This is a genomic window from Chelativorans sp. J32 (assembly GCF_000518985.1).
Lineage (GTDB): Bacteria > Pseudomonadota > Alphaproteobacteria > Rhizobiales > Rhizobiaceae > Chelativorans.
On sequence record NZ_JAEQ01000001.1, the window covers coordinates 190,616 to 207,750 of the forward strand.

18 protein-coding genes are annotated in these 17,135 nt (G+C 61.5%); 14 read left to right on the plus strand and 4 right to left on the minus strand.

Annotated features, from left to right (window positions below):
- Positions 1-5: 5 nt before the first annotated feature.
- Positions 6-776, plus strand: a complete 771-nt coding sequence (locus tag CHEJ32_RS0100965; protein WP_371179740.1) for an SDR family NAD(P)-dependent oxidoreductase — start codon at positions 6-8, stop codon at positions 774-776.
- Here the strand turns inward: CHEJ32_RS0100965 and CHEJ32_RS0100970 are convergent.
- On the minus strand, positions 773-1,225 hold the full coding sequence (locus tag CHEJ32_RS0100970) for a host attachment protein (RefSeq protein WP_028032153.1): 453 nt from the start codon (positions 1,223-1,225) through the stop codon (positions 773-775). The genes CHEJ32_RS0100965 and CHEJ32_RS0100970 overlap by 4 nt on opposite strands.
- A gap of 223 nt (positions 1,226-1,448) precedes the next feature.
- Between CHEJ32_RS0100970 and cysG the strand changes: the two genes are divergently transcribed.
- From cysG to CHEJ32_RS0101040, 13 genes are all read left to right on the plus strand, one after another.
- Positions 1,449-2,891: a siroheme synthase CysG gene (cysG, locus tag CHEJ32_RS0100975; protein WP_028032154.1), complete on the plus strand. Its 1,443-nt coding sequence runs from the start codon at positions 1,449-1,451 to the stop codon at positions 2,889-2,891.
- The gene (locus tag CHEJ32_RS0100980) at positions 2,888-3,196 is read left to right on the plus strand and encodes a DUF2849 domain-containing protein (protein ID WP_028032155.1); all 309 of its coding nucleotides are present in this window, start codon (positions 2,888-2,890) and stop codon (positions 3,194-3,196) included. The genes cysG and CHEJ32_RS0100980 overlap by 4 nt, the downstream gene beginning before the upstream one ends.
- Positions 3,197-3,205: 9 nt before the next feature.
- The gene (locus CHEJ32_RS0100985) at positions 3,206-4,876 is read left to right on the plus strand and encodes a nitrite/sulfite reductase (protein WP_028032156.1); all 1,671 of its coding nucleotides are present in this window, start codon (positions 3,206-3,208) and stop codon (positions 4,874-4,876) included.
- Positions 4,851-5,588 (plus strand): phosphoadenylyl-sulfate reductase, encoded by a 738-nt coding sequence (locus CHEJ32_RS0100990; protein ID WP_028032157.1) that lies wholly within the window; start codon positions 4,851-4,853, stop codon positions 5,586-5,588. The genes CHEJ32_RS0100985 and CHEJ32_RS0100990 overlap by 26 nt, the downstream gene beginning before the upstream one ends.
- Positions 5,589-5,703: 115 nt before the next feature.
- Positions 5,704-6,126: a DUF934 domain-containing protein gene (locus tag CHEJ32_RS0100995; protein WP_371179741.1), complete on the plus strand. Its 423-nt coding sequence runs from the start codon at positions 5,704-5,706 to the stop codon at positions 6,124-6,126.
- 200 nt (positions 6,127-6,326) lie between these two features.
- Positions 6,327-6,554, plus strand: a complete 228-nt coding sequence (gene rpsU, locus CHEJ32_RS26535) for a 30S ribosomal protein S21 (RefSeq protein ID WP_084032636.1) — start codon at positions 6,327-6,329, stop codon at positions 6,552-6,554.
- Positions 6,555-7,119: 565 nt separating this feature from the next.
- Positions 7,120-7,932, plus strand: coding sequence for a Flp pilus assembly protein CpaB (cpaB, locus tag CHEJ32_RS0101010; protein WP_028032160.1), 813 nt, complete (start codon positions 7,120-7,122; stop codon positions 7,930-7,932).
- Positions 7,933-7,954: 22 nt separating this feature from the next.
- Positions 7,955-9,511 (plus strand): type II and III secretion system protein family protein, encoded by a 1,557-nt coding sequence (locus CHEJ32_RS0101015; RefSeq protein ID WP_028032161.1) that lies wholly within the window; start codon positions 7,955-7,957, stop codon positions 9,509-9,511.
- Between the two features lie 11 nt (positions 9,512-9,522).
- A complete protein-coding gene (locus tag CHEJ32_RS0101020) occupies positions 9,523-10,200 on the plus strand; it encodes a CpaD family pilus assembly protein (RefSeq protein WP_028032162.1) in 678 nt (225 codons plus the stop codon).
- 10 nt (positions 10,201-10,210) lie between these two features.
- Positions 10,211-11,479, plus strand: a complete 1,269-nt coding sequence (locus tag CHEJ32_RS0101025; RefSeq protein WP_028032163.1) for a CpaE family protein — start codon at positions 10,211-10,213, stop codon at positions 11,477-11,479.
- Between the two features lie 8 nt (positions 11,480-11,487).
- On the plus strand, positions 11,488-12,954 hold the full coding sequence (locus CHEJ32_RS0101030; RefSeq protein WP_028032164.1) for a CpaF family protein: 1,467 nt from the start codon (positions 11,488-11,490) through the stop codon (positions 12,952-12,954).
- A complete protein-coding gene (locus CHEJ32_RS0101035) occupies positions 12,954-13,967 on the plus strand; it encodes a type II secretion system F family protein (protein WP_028032165.1) in 1,014 nt (337 codons plus the stop codon). Before CHEJ32_RS0101030 ends, CHEJ32_RS0101035 begins: the two co-directional genes overlap by 1 nt.
- 6 nt (positions 13,968-13,973) lie before the next feature.
- Positions 13,974-14,972, plus strand: a complete 999-nt coding sequence (locus tag CHEJ32_RS0101040; protein WP_028032166.1) for a type II secretion system F family protein — start codon at positions 13,974-13,976, stop codon at positions 14,970-14,972.
- 89 nt (positions 14,973-15,061) lie between these two features.
- On the opposite strand, the gene CHEJ32_RS0101045 is transcribed toward CHEJ32_RS0101040, so the two are convergent.
- Genes CHEJ32_RS0101045 through CHEJ32_RS0101055 form a run of 3 tightly spaced genes read right to left on the minus strand, consistent with a single transcriptional unit; the run spans position 15,062 to position 17,128 of the window.
- Positions 15,062-15,466, minus strand: a complete 405-nt coding sequence (locus tag CHEJ32_RS0101045) for a Fur family transcriptional regulator (RefSeq protein WP_028032167.1) — start codon at positions 15,464-15,466, stop codon at positions 15,062-15,064.
- On the minus strand, positions 15,463-16,284 hold the full coding sequence (locus tag CHEJ32_RS0101050) for a metal ABC transporter permease (RefSeq protein ID WP_028032168.1): 822 nt from the start codon (positions 16,282-16,284) through the stop codon (positions 15,463-15,465). Before CHEJ32_RS0101050 ends, CHEJ32_RS0101045 begins: the two co-directional genes overlap by 4 nt.
- On the minus strand, positions 16,274-17,128 hold the full coding sequence (locus CHEJ32_RS0101055) for a metal ABC transporter ATP-binding protein (RefSeq protein WP_028032169.1): 855 nt from the start codon (positions 17,126-17,128) through the stop codon (positions 16,274-16,276). The genes CHEJ32_RS0101050 and CHEJ32_RS0101055 overlap by 11 nt, the downstream gene beginning before the upstream one ends.
- Between the last annotated feature and the right edge of the window lie 7 nt (positions 17,129-17,135).

Consider the following 17,135-nt stretch of genomic DNA (forward strand, 5'->3'; position numbering starts at 1 on the left):
TACATATGAGGGGAATGGAGAGCGATGTGAGCAAGATCGACCAGCGTAAGACTTTGGTGCTGACCGGCGCGAGCCGCGGTATCGGGCATGCAACCGTCAAGCGCTTTTCCCGTGAGGGATGGCGAGTGATCACCTGTTCTCGACAGCCATTCGCCGAGGATTGTCCTTGGCCGGCGGGGCCCGAGGATCACATCCAGCTCGATCTCTCGGATCAGGAGGGGGTGGGTATTGCGATTGCCGAGATCCGGCACCGACTCGCTGCCAATGGCGGCCAGCTCCATGCGCTCGTCAACAACGCGGCCATCTCCCCCAAGCTCGACGGGGGCAAGCGTATGAACTCCATCGATACGCCGATGCATGTCTGGCGTGATGTCTTCCAGGTGAATTTCTTCGCCCCCATCATGCTGGCGCGGGGTCTTTTCAAGGAGCTTGCCGCCGGCAAGGGCTCGATTGTCAACGTCACGTCGATAGTGGGTAGCCGCGTCCATCCTTTTGCAGGGACCGCCTATGCCACCTCAAAGGCGGCTCTCGTTGCGCTCACGCGCGAGATGGCGGCGGATTTCGGCCCTCACGGCATTCGCGTCAACGCGATCGCGCCGGGAGAGATCGAGACCTCGATCCTCTCACCCGGCACCGACAAGCTGGTCGAAACGATTCCGCTGCGCCGGCTGGGCCAGACTTCGGAAGTAGCGGACACGATCTTCTTCCTCTGCTCGGAGAACGCGTCCTATGTCACCGGCGCCGAAATCCACATCAATGGCGGACAGCACGTCTAGGCATTGTTCTTGAGCAGCTGCTCGATATCCCACACCGTGTGATTTGTAAGGGTCTTAGGCACCTCGCAGGCGACGCGCGCATCGACCTCCTTGTGGAGCGCCTTGCGCATTGCGCCGAGCACGACGGGTGGTGCGACAAGCACGATCTTTTCGAACTCGCCGCGGTGGGCGAGCTTGTAAAGCCGCTCGGCGATCTCCTCCGCGAAACGCTCTTTGCCATAGCGCTGCCAGTCCGTCTCAGAGAACGCGCTCTTCTGCGGCGACTGGCCATTCGTGTAACGCCCGGGTTCGTCCGTGCCCTGCTCGCGAGTGGGTGGGTTTTCGTCGCGCATTTCGCGTACGACTTCCAGATTGGGATATTCCGCATCGCCTTTGTTGCGAAGGAACAAGGCCTTTTCACCATCCGCGACAATCACCCAAATCCCGTGATCGAGCCAGATGCCCGCCATTTTGCTCTCCATGTTTCATCTCTGATCTTTCCCGATAGAACCCCCGAATACTGGTGACGTTCCACTCCTGAGAGGTGAGAAACCCCGCGAACTATTTTTCCCTGGCCGCGCTTCCAGGGGAAAAAGCGATTGCGCCGGGCTTTGTCGTCACGCGAGTGGGTTTCTTCTGAAACTGCAGCGTGGCGGGCACAATCTGGCTCCTGATCAGGAGCTACCCACTTCCATGGCCGGTGAAACCGAAAAACTGAACGCGTTCCCCATCTTCCTCCGGGTGGAGGGGCGGCGCGTGGTGATCGTCGGTTCTGGCGACGAGGCTCTGGCGAAGGCGCGGCTGATGGCGCAATCGAGCGCGGAGATTCTCGTCGTCGCCGAGAAAGCGGAACCGGCATTGGCGGTCTGGGCTGCGGCGAACGAAGTTGAGGTCGTCCGCCCCGATGCGGATTTTCTCGAAGGAGCTGCGCTGGTCTTTGCCGCGACGGGCGATCTCGAGAAGGATGCGCGCGTGGTGGACGAAGCTCGAGCGCGGCATATCCCCGTCAATGCAGTCGATCGCCCGGAACTGTGCGATTTCTTCACGCCGGCGCTCGTCAATCGTGCTCCGGTGGCGGTCGCCATCGGCACCGAAGGTGCCGGTCCCATTCTCGCCCAGATGTTGCGGGCGCGAATCGATCGGATGCTCTCGCCTTCGCTTGGACGTCTTGCCCTCCTGGCCGCTTCCTATCGCGAGGCAGTCGACCGGCAGGTCGCGAAGGGCGTGGAGCGTCGCCGCTTTTGGAAATCCTTTTTCACCGGAAGCCCTGCGCGGGCGGTGGAATCCGGCAACGGGCATGAGGCAATCGAAGCGACGGAGCGCCTCCTGCGCACGAGGGGAGCAGAGCGTGGCCACGTGGCTCTGGTTGGGGCCGGTCCGGGGGCGGAAGACCTACTGACCCTGCGCGCCCAACGCTTGCTCATGGAGGCCGACGTGATCATGCATGATGCGCTGGTTCCCCAGGCTGTCGTTTCCATGGGCCGGCGTGACGCTGAACGTATTTCCGTAGGCAAGCGCAAAGGCTGCCATTCCAAGACGCAGAGAGAGATCAACGAGCTCCTTGTGGCGCTTGCCCAGGAAGGCAAGCGAGTTGTCCGCCTCAAGTCGGGCGATCCCCTGGTGTTCGGTCGTGCCGGGGAAGAAATGGCCGCCCTTAGGGACGCTGGGATCAGCTATGAGATCGTGCCCGGCGTCACGGCGGCTTTTGCGGCCGCCGCCGATTTCGAGCTGCCGCTGACCCTTCGCGGGATCTCCTCGTCCCTCGTCTTCACCACCGGTCATGACCTCAAGGGGAAAGCTTTGCCCGATTGGGCGAGGCTCGCCATCGGTGGAGCGACGGTAGCAGTCTATATGGGACGCTCTACCGCCGCCGAGGTGGCCGGCCTACTTCAGCAGGCAGGCCTCTCGCCGGATACGGCCGTGGCCGTGGTCGAGAATGCCAGTCTTGGAAGCCGCCGCCTCTTCCACGGTACGCTTGCCGATTTGCCCGCGCTTGGAGGCCGGAAAGATCTGGCCGGCCCGGTGCTCACGATCATCGGCGACGCTGTCGCCGGCGCCAATTTTGCGCGCTCGAAGCCGCTCGCGTCTTATCGCGAAAGCGAAGAGCGGCTCGCGGTACGAGGGGAACGTTCATGAAATTGCTTGCAGCAAACAGACTGCTCGACGGAGTAGCCGTCTGGGCCGGGCCTGACGGAGTGTGGGTCGAGGACATCGGGCAGGCAGAGATCGCCCGCGACGGGGATGCCGAGGCGCGCCTGGAGCAAATTGGCCGTGAGGCGGTGGCTCGCAATCTGGTGCTCGATATCGAGCTCATCGATATCGACGTCGTTGACGGTGCCGTGCGCCCGCTCAGGCTTCGCGAGCGCATCCGTGCTGCCGGACCTTCCATTCATCCCGAGCTTGGCAAGCAGGCCGCCAAGCAAGCCGCCTCCCTTGTGTAAGGATTGAGAATGTACCGATACGACGAATTCGACCACGCTTTCGTGAAAGCACGCGTCGCCGAGTTCCGCGATCAGGTGGAAAGGCGGCTTTCCGGCGCGTTGACGGAAGAACAGTTCAAGCCGCTGCGCCTCATGAACGGCGTCTACCTACAGCTTCATGCCTATATGCTGAGGATCGCCATTCCCTATGGAACCCTAGCGCCGCGGCAGATGCGCATGCTTGCCCATATCGCGCGCACTTACGACAAGGGCTATGGCCATTTCACAACGCGGCAGAACCTGCAGTTCCATTGGCCGGCATTGAAGGACGTTCCGGAGATCCTGGAGAAGCTCGCCTCTGTCGAGATGCACTCCATCCAGACGAGCGGCAACTGCATTCGCAATGTCACGGCCGACCATTTCGCAGGTGCGGCGGCGGACGAAGTCGCCGATCCCAGACCTTATGCCGAGATCCTGCGCCAGTGGTCTTCGCTGCACCCCGAGTTCTCGTATCTTCCACGCAAGTTCAAGATCGCGGTGACTGGAGCCGAGAGCGACCGAGCCGCGGTACAGGTGCACGATATTGGATTGCATTTGAAGAAGAGCCCGGAAGGCCGGCTCGGTTTTGCCGTGTATGTCGGCGGCGGTCTTGGCCGTACCCCGATGATAGCCAAAAAGATTCGCGATTTCCTGCCGGAAGAGGATCTCCTGTCATACACGACCGCCATCCTGCGCGTGTATAACCTCCATGGCCGCCGCGATAACAAGTTCAAGGCGCGCATAAAAATCCTGGTTCATGAAACGGGAACCGAGGAGCTGGCACAGCAGGTGGAACGCGAATACCTGGCGCTGAGGGAAAGCGAGCTGAAGTTGCCGGAGGACGATATCCAGGCAATTCGAGAATATTTCGCGCCGCCCCTGCTTCCCGTCCGGTCCGAGGGCGAGGCTCTTCTGGCCTCCGCAACTGCGACCGATGCGCGCTTTGCCACCTGGGTGCGGCGCAACCTGCACACTCACAAGCACCCGGATTACGCCTGCGTCACGATCTCGCTCAAGGGCATCGGCGAGGTCCCGGGCGATATATCGGCGGATCAGATGGAGGCGGTGGCAGACCTTGCGGAGCGCTATGGCCAGGGTGAAATCCGTGTGAGCCATGAGCAGAATCTCGTTCTGCCCCATGTGGCTCGGGCGGATCTCAAGGCAGTCTATGAGGGGCTGGTCGAGATCGGCCTCGCCACTGCCAATGCCGGACTGGTCACGGATATCATCGCATGTCCGGGACTCGACTACTGCGCGCTGGCAAATGCCCGCTCGATCCCCGTTGCCCAGCAGATTGCCATCCGGTTTGCCGACCAGTCACGGCAGGAAGAGATCGGCGACCTGAAACTAAAGATCTCCGGTTGCATCAATGCGTGCGGCCATCATCATGTGGGCCATATCGGGATCCTCGGTGTCGAGAAGAAGGGCGCCGAGCTCTACCAGGTCACGCTGGGCGGCTCCGGTGACGAGAACACCACGTTGGGCGAGATCATTGGCCGCGGCTTCGGAGCGGATGAGATCGTTGACGCGGTGGAAACCATCGTCGAGACCTATCTCGGCCTGCGCCAGGACAAATCGGAAACCTTCCTTGCCGCTTATCGCCGGCTTGGCTCTGCACCTTTCAAGGAGGCACTTTATGGCAGCGAAGCCAAAGCCGCTTGATGTCGAAATCGAGGCGCTGGAACTCGACAGTCGCTATGGCCACCTCGAGGCCGAGGCCATTGTCGAGCTGGCAGTCGAGCGGTTCCGTGATGCGGGCGGCATCGCTTCCGTCTCCTCATTCGGAGCGGATTCGGCCGTGTTGCTCCATATGATCGCTCACGTCGATCGGAACGTGCCTGTGCTCTTCCTCGATACCGGGCAGCACTTCGGTGAGACGCTGCAATATCGGGACCAGCTCTCTGCCGATCTCGGTCTGAAGAACCTGATCATCCTCCAGCCAAAACAGGACTCGCTTACGGCAGGCGATCCGAACGGCGACCTTCACAAGCATGATCCGGATCTCTGCTGCGAGATCCGGAAGGTCGAGCCGATGGCACGGGCCGTCGAGCCCTATTCTGCGTGGTTCACCGGCCGCAAGCGGCGCCAGGCCGCCACCCGTGCCCAGATGCCGGTGTTCGAGGCGGTCGGGCCGCGCATGCGGATCAATCCGCTCGCGCGCTGGACCACCGCCGACCAGGCAGCCTATATGCGGGCAAACGGCTTGCGGGAGAATCCGCTCGTTGCGTTCGGCTATCTTTCGATCGGCTGCTTCCCCTGCACGCAGCCCGTGAAACCGGGTGAAGACGAGCGCAGTGGCCGTTGGGCGGGTTCCGGGAAGACCGAGTGCGGGATCCATCTGCCCGGCCTCGAAGAGCTCACCAATGCGGCATGAGGCGGACATGACCGTATCAGCAAGCCCTGCTCCCAGGCTTTGGACGGCGCACGGCTTTCGTGAAAACACGTGGAAGCGCGTCGATCAGGCTGAGGCGCTTACCGGTAACAGCGAGTTGATCCTGCCGCTCCAGTTCTTCCTGTCGCTCGAAGCCACCTTGCAGGAAAATCTGCTCCCGCGGTGCGCCGTCGAGGTGTCGCCCGGAGAAGCTTTAGACCGATTGCTTCCTTTCCTTGATCGCCTGCCAGTCGTCGCCTTGGCGTTCCCGGCCTTCAATGACGGGCGCAGCTATTCGAAGGCCGAGTTGCTGCGTTCGCGATTTGGCTATCGGGGCGATATTCGGGCGACCGGGGATGTGCTTATCGATCAAATTCCGCACATGCTGCGCTGTGGCATTTCAAGTTTCGAGGTAAAGAACGAAACCACGCTGCGGCGGCTGGAGGCCGGGCGGCGCGGCGGCGTCCCACTGCACTACCAGCCAAGTGCGGCTGCTCCCGCGGGCCGCGGAAAGTATTCGTGGCGGCGCGCGTCGCAGTAGTCGAGCCGGAACGTATTGCTTGCCACTTCAATACGGCCTGGATCGCACTATATTCCGTTTTAGGGATACACGCGGCGCAATTGCTGTTATAGCTCGCGCCATTCCGAGTCGTCCGAGCCGGCGGCTGACTGCCGCCTTTAGCGCCTTCGGGGCGCGTGCCGGACATTTTCAGAAACATCCAACCGAGTGAGGTGGAAGCATTGCAGGTCGTCGTACGTGACAACAATGTTGATCAGGCCCTCCGGGTCCTGAAGAAAAAGATGCAGCGCGAAGGCATATTTCGCGAAATGAAGGCGCGGCGGTCCTATGAGAAGCCGTCCGAGCGGCGTACGCGCGAAAAGGCTGAAGCCATTCGCCGCGCTCGCAAACTTGCGCGTAAGCAGGCCCAGCGCGAAGGCCTTCTTCCGGGCAAGAAGCGCGCCGCCTGACATCTGGAGTGCACGAGAAAGAGCCGGGCGGCTGCTGTGCCGCCCGGCTTTTCTTTTGGTTCAGGCGGAGTCGCCCTGTCTTAGCCGCGCCGACGAATAAGCACCCTCGGTCTCCTGCAGCTTGCAAAGAAGATCGAGCAGTTGCGACGGCAGTTCACGTTGCAGTTCAAAGCCGGGCAGCCGGCGCAAAAACCGCGCGTTATCAGCGTTGCGAAGCTGCCGGCTGATGAGTTGCGCGGTACGGGGCGAATTTCCCGCCTTTTCATTTCTCCGCGGCATTATTCCACTCGCAAGGCCTGGTTGTATTTTCCACTTGCAGACTTAACCAAACTGAGCGGAAAACGTTCCTAACACGTTCGAATTGCAAGGCATTAAAGTAAATTTTCCATAAAATTTTCTTTTCTTCGGCCTCTGGTCAAACGGCTAAATGCATCCCGGATGGCGAAACGAGAGGCCGTCAGTCTTTTGTTAATCATGTCGGTATCGAATTCGTTAACCATAATTTGACCTTTCCCCTTCATGGTCCAGACGCGGATCATCCGGTCCGTGGGTAAGCGGCGGTCACATGAGCAAATCCCGCATTGTCATTCTCGGTGTTGCCGTCGCGGCAGCGGTGGGAGCGGGCTATCTGGCCAAGAATCTCGCCTCGCCTGCAAAGACCGTAGCCGCAGCTCCCACTCCAGAACAGCCGGCCGCAAGGCTCATGGAGGTTCTGGTGCTCACGCAGGACGTGCCGCTCGGGGAGCGCCTTGGCAGCTCGGCGGCCTGGCAGCCCTGGCCCGTAGAGGGTGTGATGGATGCGTTCATCACGCGAGAGCGCGAGCCAAATGCGCTCGAAGAAGTAAAGAACGCAGTCGCTCGCCTGCCGCTTTATGCCGGCGAGCCGGTGCGCCGTTCCAAACTTGTCATTGACGGCCAAAGCTTCCTGTCGGCGATCTTGCCACCCGGGAAGAGAGCGGTTGCCACCCGCATCGCCGCAGACACCTCGGCCGGCGGCTTTATCCTGCCCAACGACCGTGTCGACGTGATCATGACACGCCGCGCCGACGATGTTTCGAGCCCCAACGGCTTCATCACCGAGACGGTGCTGGAGAATATCCGTGTGCTCGCCATCGATCAGACCATTCACGAGGACGAGGAAGGCCGCCGGGTGAAGGTTGGGGAAACGGCGACGCTCGAGCTCACGCCCGAAGAGGCGGAAGTCATGACAGTGGCGCAGCAGATGGCGGATCGGCTGACGCTTTCGCTGCGTTCCATCGCAGATTCGAACGAGAACGCTTCCGACCGTGGTCTTCACCTCGTTACCGGCATGGGGCGCGGTGATAGCGTGAAGCTCATCAAATCCGGCGATGTGAGCATCGTCGGGACAAAACGATAGGGATCTGAAGGGGGCGGAAGCGATGACATCCTGCGGGGCAGGGGGAAGATGGCGCACTCGGGTCTTGCTTATTGCTGCCCTGGTGCTTGCGTCCGCTGCGCAGGCACTTACGCCGTCTTTCGCGCGTGGCGAAGGCGTGATCCAGATCGGCGGAGGCGGAACGCAGCGCCTGAAGCTCGGCTTGAACAAGTCGCTGGTTCTCGACCTGCCCTCCGACGCCTATGACATCCTGGTGGCCAATCCCGCAGTCTCGGATGCGGTGACCCGCACCGCCCGGCGCATCTATCTGTTCGGCAAGCAGGTGGGGGAAACCAACATCTTCGTCTTTGGAGCCGGCGGAGAACAGATCGCCAGCATCGATGTGGCGGTTGAAAGGGACGTTGCCGGACTGGAGCAATATCTCAAGCGCTTCATTCCCAACTCCGATATCGACGTTGAGCTCATCAATGACAACGTCGTGCTTACCGGTACGGTGGAAACCCCGCTGGATGCCTCCCGGGCCGCGCAACTCGCAACCATTTTCGTGACCGGTGGCGAAGCGACGACCGGTCAATACTCCCAGACGGCCGCGGCACCGACCGATGGCGGGGGCGTCGATATCGACAACCCGGATTTCGAGCGCCGGACCAGCCGGATCGTGAACATGCTGCAGATCGTCGGCGAGGATCAGGTCACGCTCAAGGTGACGGTAGCCGAGGTCAGCCGCTCGGTCATGAAGCAGCTGGGCGTCAATATGATCGGCTCTGGCAGCCTCGACGGGATCAGCTGGGGGGCCATCGTCGACACGCCTTACGGCCTCGGCGCGCCTGCATCCGCATCGCAACTGGCGCTCGGAGGATCGCTCCTCCAGGGTTATCTCAATGCCATGGAACAGGCCGGCGTCATGAAGACGCTTTCCGAGCCTACGCTGACCGCCATCTCCGGCGAGAAGGCGACATTCAAGGTGGGTGGAGAATTCAACCTGGTCACGGGCCAGAAGGTGGAGCAGGGCGACATCACCAAGGGGCAGTCGGACCAGCTCACCTATGAGGTCGAGAAGATCGAATATGGTATCGGCCTGGAATTCACCCCGACCGTGCTTTCGCCGGGGCGCATCAGCCTCAAGGTGCGTACCTCTGTCTCGGAGCCGACTTTCGAGGGCTCATTCTCCCTGGGATCGCCTTCGATCGGCGGCCGATACGCCCATCCCGGCATGAACGCCCTGTCCATTCGCAAGCGTCTGGCTGATACCACGGTCGAATTGCCGTCCGGCGGCTCGATGATGATCGCCGGCCTAGTGCGCGATGACATACGCCAGACCGTCAACGGACTACCCGGCCTTTCGAAGATCCCGGTGCTTGGCACCCTCTTTCGCAGCCGCGATTTCGTGCGCAACGAAACGGAGCTCGTGATCATCATCACGCCCTATCTGGCCCGCCCGGTGGCCCGGACGGTCCTGGCGAAGCCGGACGACAATTTCAATGCGGCAAGCGACGGGGCAGGCGTATTCCTGGGCCGAGTGAACCGGATCTATGGGGCGATGAAAACCGATCTGCCCAATGGCCGCTACCACGGCGTGGTCGGTTACATCTACAAATGAGGGGGATGCCTATGTCCATCGTAAGGCGGGGTGCAGCGGCTTTCCTGGTCCTCGTTATCGCGGCGGCGTCGGGCTGCGCAAAAAAGGATTCCATTACGGTTGGTGCGGTGCCGGACGACTACCGCACCAATCATCCGATCGTGCTCACGGAAAAGGAGCAGACGCTTGACCTGCCCGTGGGCATGCTTTCCTACCGGATGACGCCGCAGCAAAAGGTGGCGGTCGACGGCTTCATGGAGCACTATGGAGATAGCGGAAACGCTATCGTGACGATCCTCGTGCCCGCAGGATCCGCCAATGGCCAGGCCGCGCGCCGCGTTTCGGAGGACATCACCCACTTCCTCCACGCAAGGGGGGTGCCGAGAGGGCACGTCCAGACCCTGTCCTACCATGCGCCCACCGACCAGACTGCGCCGGTTCGCATCACTTACCCGGTGGTCAAGGCAGCGACGGGTCCTTGCGGCCGATGGCCGGAAGATCTGCTCGATACGGTCGAGAACAAGCACTACGCCAATTTCGGGTGCTCCTATCAAAACAATTTGGCGGCGCAGATCGCCAACCCCATGGATCTTCTCGGACCACGCAAGACCACTCCGATCGATGCGGAGAACCGGGATACGGCAATTGGACGGTACAAAACCGGCCAGGTTGCTGATGATTTCTGGGTCCGCTCGGAAGTCGACTACTAGGATCGCGATCATGAGCAGCCTTGCCGTAGAAAACGATCTGGAGCGCTGGAACGGTGACCAGGATGGTCCGCTTCAATCGCTCAGGCCGATACCCCGCATTTCGATCCAAGCCTTTTGCGAGACCGATGGTGTCGCCGAGCCAATCCGCCGCGCCGCCGAGGATCGCCGGATGGCAAAGGCTCATCTGAAGATCCGGATGGGCGGCATTCCGGCGGCCGTCGAGTTTTACCAGACGGCGACCACGCCGAACCTGATCCTTCTGGAATCGCGCGCGGAATCCAAAGAGCTGATTGCCCAGCTCGGGAGCCTCGCGGAGGTTTGCGACCCGACCACAAAAGTCGTCGTGATCGGAACCCACAATGACGTCTGGCTCTATCGGGAGCTCATCCGCACCGGCATCTCCGAATATATAGTGGCACCGGTTTCGATGGCCGATGTGGTGACCGTGATCGCGAATATCTTCGTCGATCCGAATGCGGAGCCGCTCGGCCGCTCCATCGCCTTCGTGGGTGCCAAGGGCGGCGTCGGTTCTTCCACGCTGGCGCACAATCTGGCCTGGGCGATGTCTTCGTTGTTCGAAAGCGAAGTGGTCGTCGCCGACCTCGATCTTCCCTTCGGCACCGCGAATATCAATTTCGACCAGGATCCGCCCCAAGGAATCGCAGAAGCGGTCTTCGCGCCGGAGCGCATCGACGAAGTCTATCTGGACCGCCTGCTCGCCCAGTGCGCGGATCGTTTGTCGTTGCTGGCCGCGCCCTCCACGCTCGACCAGGTTTATGATTTCGATGGGGAAGCCTTTTCCGCCGTCATCGACACTGCCCAGCGCACCGCACCTGTGGTCGTGCTCGATGTGCCGCATGTCTGGACCGGGTGGGCCAGGACGACCTTGATGCGAGCAGACGACATCGTCATCACCGCGACGCCGGAACTCGCCAATCTCCGCAATACGAAAAACCTGGTCGACACGCTGAAGATGTTGCGGCCGAACGACGAAGCTCCAAAGCTGATCATCAATCAGGCGAATGTTCCCAAGCGGCCGGAGATCAAGCCGGAGGATTTCGCCGAACCGCTCGGCATCGTCCCCCTCGCGGTGATCCCCTTCGAGCCGCAGCTTTTCGGCACCGCCGCAAACAATGGACGCATGCTTGGCGAAACGGACCGCAACCATTCCATCGTGCAGACCATCAATGAGGTTGCGCATGTGCTTGCGGGCCGGCGTGAGGTTACTCCGAAAAAGAAATCCACTCTCGCAGCGCTTCTGCGTCGGTTGAAGAAGTAGCGAGCATCATGTTCGGCAAGAGAGGAACAGGCACTAACACCACCAGCCCGCGGCTTGCGCCTGCCGCGGCTATTGGCCGTTCCGAAGCCGAACTCCCCGAACCGGAGCCCGTTGCCCAGGCCCTTGCCAGCACGGCCCAGGAGAGGGCTGCATCCAATCCTACCCGTCCGCCCGCCGCGCCAAGTGTGCGGGGTGACAGCTATTACGACACCAAGGGCCAGGTATTCTCCGCGCTGATCGACACGATCGATCTTTCCCAGTTGGCAAAGCTCGATGCCGACAGCGCGCGCGAGGAGATCCGCGATATCGTCAATGACATCATCGCGATCAAGAACTTTGCGATGTCGATATCCGAGCAGGAAGAGCTGCTGGAGGATATCTGCAATGACGTGCTGGGCTTCGGTCCGTTGGAGCCCCTGCTCGCACGCGACGAAATCGCCGATATCATGGTGAACGGAGCGCGGAACGTCTATATCGAGGTGAACGGGAAGGTCGAGCAGACCAATATCCGCTTCCGCGACAATCAGCAGCTCCTCAATATCTGCCAGCGCATCGTGAGCCAGGTCGGGCGGCGGGTGGACGAGGCGAGCCCGATCTGCGACGCACGCCTGCCTGACGGCTCCCGAGTCAATGTCATTGCACCGCCTTTGGCTCTCGACGGTCCGACGCTGACCATCCGGAAGTTCCGCAAGGACAAGCTGACGCTCGATCAGCTCGTGCGCTACGGCTCCATTTCGCCCGAGGGCGCGGAGGTGCTCAAGATCATCGGTCGAGTGCGCTGCAACGTCATCATTTCCGGCGGAACGGGCTCCGGCAAGACAACGCTGTTGAACTGCCTGACGAACTACATCGATCGGGACGAGCGTATCATCACCTGCGAAGACTCGGCCGAGCTACAACTGCAGCAGCCCCATGTGGTGCGGCTTGAAACGCGGCCGCCAAACCTCGAAGGCGAGGGCGAAGTGACGATGCGCGATCTCGTGCGCAACTGTTTGCGCATGCGGCCCGAGCGCATCATCGTGGGCGAGGTGCGCGGCCCGGAGGTGTTCGACCTGCTCCAGGCCATGAATACCGGCCACGACGGCTCGATGGGCACCATCCATTCCAATAGTCCGCGCGAATGCCTGAACCGCATCGAATCCATGGTGGCCATGGGCGGTTTTTCCCTTTCGCAGAAGACCGTGCGCGAGATCATCGTCGGCTCCGTCGATGTGATCGTGCAAGCCGCCCGCCTGCGTGACGGCTCCCGCCGCATCACGCACATCACCGAGGTGCTGGGGATGGAGGGTGACGTGATCATCACCCAGGATCTGGTGCTCTTCGATATCACGGGAGAGGACGCGTCGGGTCGTATCATCGGAAAGCATGTCTCAACCGGCATCGGCCGGCCCGCCTTCTGGGAACGCGCTCTCTATTACGGCGAGGAGGCGCGGCTGGCGGCGGCTCTTGAAGCCATGGAAAAGCAGGCGATCTGATGTTTGGCCTCTCGCTCAGCCTCATGGCCTTCATCGTGCTGGCGGCCTGCAGCGCGGGCGCGCTCGCTTATGCGCTCATGTTCAACACCATCGCCAGCGAGCGGAAAGTCGAGAAAAGGCTGGAGGCGGTCAAGCGCATCCAGGCCGATGGCAATGTGGTGCGGGCGGCGCGGGATCGGGCGGCGGAGATAGCCAAGCGGCGCAAGTCGATCCAGGAAAGCTTGAAGGACCTGGAGGCGAGACAAAAGGACCGGGACCGTTTCATCACACGCCCCCCGCTGAAGATCCAGATTCGCCAGGCCGGCCTGGAGATCGGCATGGAACGCTTCTATTTGCTATCCGCTCTTTCCGGCTTCCTGCTGATGGTTGCGACATTCGCCGCCGGCGTGCCGCTTCTGGTGGTGGCAGGGGCTATGGTCGCCGGGTTCCTCGGAATACCGCGCTGGGTGGTCGCTTATCTGCGCAAGCGCCGGGTGCGAGCCTTCCTCGACGAGTTCCCTAACGCGCTTGATATCATCGTGCGCGCCGTCAGGTCCGGCCTGCCGCTCAACGACGCGGTACGTATGATCGCTGCCGAGGCACAGGAACCGGTGCGGACCGAGTTCAAACGGTTGGTCGAAGCCCAGCAACTGGGGCTGTCCTTAGCCGAAGCGGCCATGCGCATGTCGGAAACCATGCCATGCGCCGAAGTGAACTTCTTCGGCATCGTCATACAGATCCAGACTCAGGCGGGCGGCAATCTGTCCGAAGCGCTGGGCAATCTCTCGCGTGTGCTGCGCGAGCGAAAGAAGATGAAAGCCAAGGTACAGGCGCTCTCGATGGAGGCCAAAGCGTCCGCCGCGATTATCGCGGCACTGCCTGTCGTCGTCGCCGTCCTCGTCTACCTCACGAGCCCGGGCTATATCATGCCGCTCTTCCGTGAAAGCGTCGGCCATCTGGTCCTCGGCCTCTCGGCGGTGTGGATGGGCATCGGTATATTCGTCATGCGCCAGATGATGAATTTCGAGGTCTGACCCGCGATGACGGAAAGCCTGGTCCAGACTCTCACCGATCCGAGCTTCCTGCTGGCGCTGCTGGTATCGATCGCCGTCTTCGCCACGATCTTCACCGTCGTGCCGGTCGGTGGCGGGGACGCCCTCAAGACGCGGATGAAGGCGGTCGCCCTGGAGCGGGAGGAACTGCGGGCGAAGCAGCGTGCGCGCCTCGCCGCCGAGGCGGAGCGGAGGCGCCGTGGCGGATTGCGCCGGGAAGATCGCTCTCGCATGCGCGCTGTGGTGGACCGCCTGGATCTCAGGCGCGCATTGGCCGACGAATCGACGATCGCCCTGTTGCGAACGGCAGGCTACCGCGGCCAGAGTCCGCTCACCAGATTCCTGTTCTTCCGGCTCGTTCTGCCCCTCGTCGGGTTGGCTCTCAGCGTTTTCTACATCTTCGTGATGGGCGGCCTCGGCGGGCAGCCGCTCATGATCCGGATCTTCGCGTGCGTCCTGGCCTCCTATGCCGGATTCTATCTCCCGGTGCTCTACATCTCCAACCAGGCGACCAAACGCAAGAAATCCATCCAGCTTGCCTGGCCTGATGCATTGGATCTGCTTCTCATCTGCGTTGAATCGGGTGTGTCGGTCGAGCAAGGCTTTCGGCGTGTCGCGGATGAGATCGGTACGCAATCGGTCGCCCTGGCCGAGGAATTCGTGCTCACCAATGCAGAGCTTTCCTTCCTGCAGGAACGGAAACAAGCCTATGAAAATCTGGCTGCGCGGACCGGTCTCGAATCGGTAAAGAGTGTTTCCCAGGCGCTGATTCAGGCCGAACGCTATGGCACAGCCGTCAGCCAGGCGTTGCGGGTGCTGGCTGACGAAAGCCGTGAGGCTCGCATGAACGCGGCGGAGAAAAAGGCCGCAGCTCTTCCGCCGAAGCTGACTGTCCCGATGATCGTGTTCTTCCTGCCCGTTTTGTTCGCGATCATTCTCGGGCCGGCAGCGATCCAGCTTTCTAAGGATGGGCTGTTCGGGAACTGATGCCGTTCCAAATGGACGGCTGTGGGATGGTCAATTGAATGCCGGTGGCCAATGCGTGAGCGCTGACCCGTCACCAGCTTTCAGATACGCTATTGCGCCTGAGCCGCGCAGGCGGCGCAATTGCCGCGGATTTCGATCGTCGTCTTAGCCGGCTTGAAGCGGTTTGCAGCGACCCATTCCCCTAACCGCGCCTCGACCGTCTCGTCGGAGAACTCGTCGACGCGGCCGCAGTTCTCGCAGATCGCGAATGCGATCATCGAATGGCGGTGGCAATGAGGATCGGCACAGGCCACGAAGGCATTGATGCTTTCGAGGCGGTGAACGAGCCCGAATTCCTGCAATTTTTCGAGCGCCCGATAGACTTGAAGCGGGGCACGGAAGCCATCGTCCCGCAGCAGATCGAGAATGGTATAGGCGCTCAGCGGGCCTTCCGCCTTGTCCAGTGCTTTCAGCACCAGCGATTGATTGCGTGTGAGTTCCGGATGGCCGGTCATGTCTTCCCTCCGGATTTCAGTGCTGCCGGTTTGCGCAGCGATATGGGCGCAAGACTGAGGAGAAAGAGGATAAGGGCCGCTACTACGATCGATGGCCCCGACGGTGTATCGAATTGCAGGGATGCGTTCAGCCCGCCAATGACGGCGATCGCGCCGGCGAGGGAGGCGGCGACCGCCATAGTCTCCGGGGTCGATGCGAAGCGCCGCGCGGCAGCTGCCGGGATGATGAGCAAAGACGTGATCAGCATGATTCCCACAATTTTCATTGCGATGGCGATCATGGCTGCCATCAGGAGCATGAAGATGAAGCGCGCCCGCTCCGGCCGCATGCCTTCTGCCTCGGCGATTTCCTGATTGACCGTGGCGGCAAGGAGAGGCCGCCACAGCCAGGCGAGCACGAGAAGCACCAGCGCCCCGCCGCCATAGATCATCGCGATGTCCAGACGCGAGACGGTAAGGATATCGCCAAAAAGGAAGGCCATAAGATCGATCCTGATCCAGCTCATGAAGGCCACCATGACCAATCCCAGCGCCAATGTCGAATGAGACAGGATGCCAAGCAAGGCATCGGTTGAAAGCGTACCATGCCGTTGCAGGAAAAGCAGTGCCACGGAAGCAAGGGCAGCAACGACGAAGACGCCGGCTGTAAGGTTGATTTCGAACAGGAAGGAGAGCGCCACGCCGAGGAGCGCCGAATGCGCCATCGTGTCGCCGAAATAGGCCATCCGGCGCCAGACGACGAAGCAGCCGAGCGGCCCCACCACCAGCGCGAGCCCGATGCCGGCGACAAGCGCCCTTGTGAAGAAATCATCGAGCATGATCGTGCTCTCCGTCCGGGCAATCACTCCCGATATGGTCGTGGCCATGATGGTGCATGTGGGGGTCGTCGACAATCCTGCCGTCCGCCTGTCTCACGCGACCATCGGCCAGGTGGGTGTGATCGTGATGGTGGCGATAGATCGCCAGTGTTTCCCCGGCGCGCGCGCCGAACAGCCGTACATATTCGGGGCTCTTCAGCACGTTCTCCGGGGTGCCCCGGCAGCATACGTGGCCGTTGAGGCAGACCACGGTGTCGGTGGCGGCCATCACCACATGCAGATCATGGGAAATCAGAAGCACGCCGCAGCCTGTGCGATCCCTGATCTCGCTGATCAGCTGGTAAAGCGCGATCTCACCCGTGAAATCGACGCCCTGCACCGGTTCGTCGAGCACAAGCAGATCCGGCTCGCGGGCAAGCGCCCGGGCCAGAAGGGCGCGCTGGAACTCGCCGCCTGAGAGCGCCTGCACTTCCGCGCGGGCCAGATGCGCGATGCCGGCCGCCTCCAGCGCCTCCGCAATTTTCTTCCTGTCCAATCCGCCGGTGAGCGTCATCAGGCGTTCGACGCTCAGGGGAAGGGTCCAGTCGACCGTGACTTTCTGCGGCACATAGCCAACCTTCAGCGAAGGTGCCCGTCTCACGGTGCCCTCGTCCGGCTGAAGCAGTCCGATTGCCATTTTGACGGTCGTGCTTTTCCCGGAGCCGTTGGGTCCGATGAGCGTTACGATCTCGCCGCGGCGAACGGTGAGGTCCACGCCGCGCACAAGCCATCGCCCGCTGCGGTGAACGCCCGCGTTTTTCATCTCGACCAGCGGTTCCCCGCTCTTTCCCGTTGATTGCAACATTCGATCG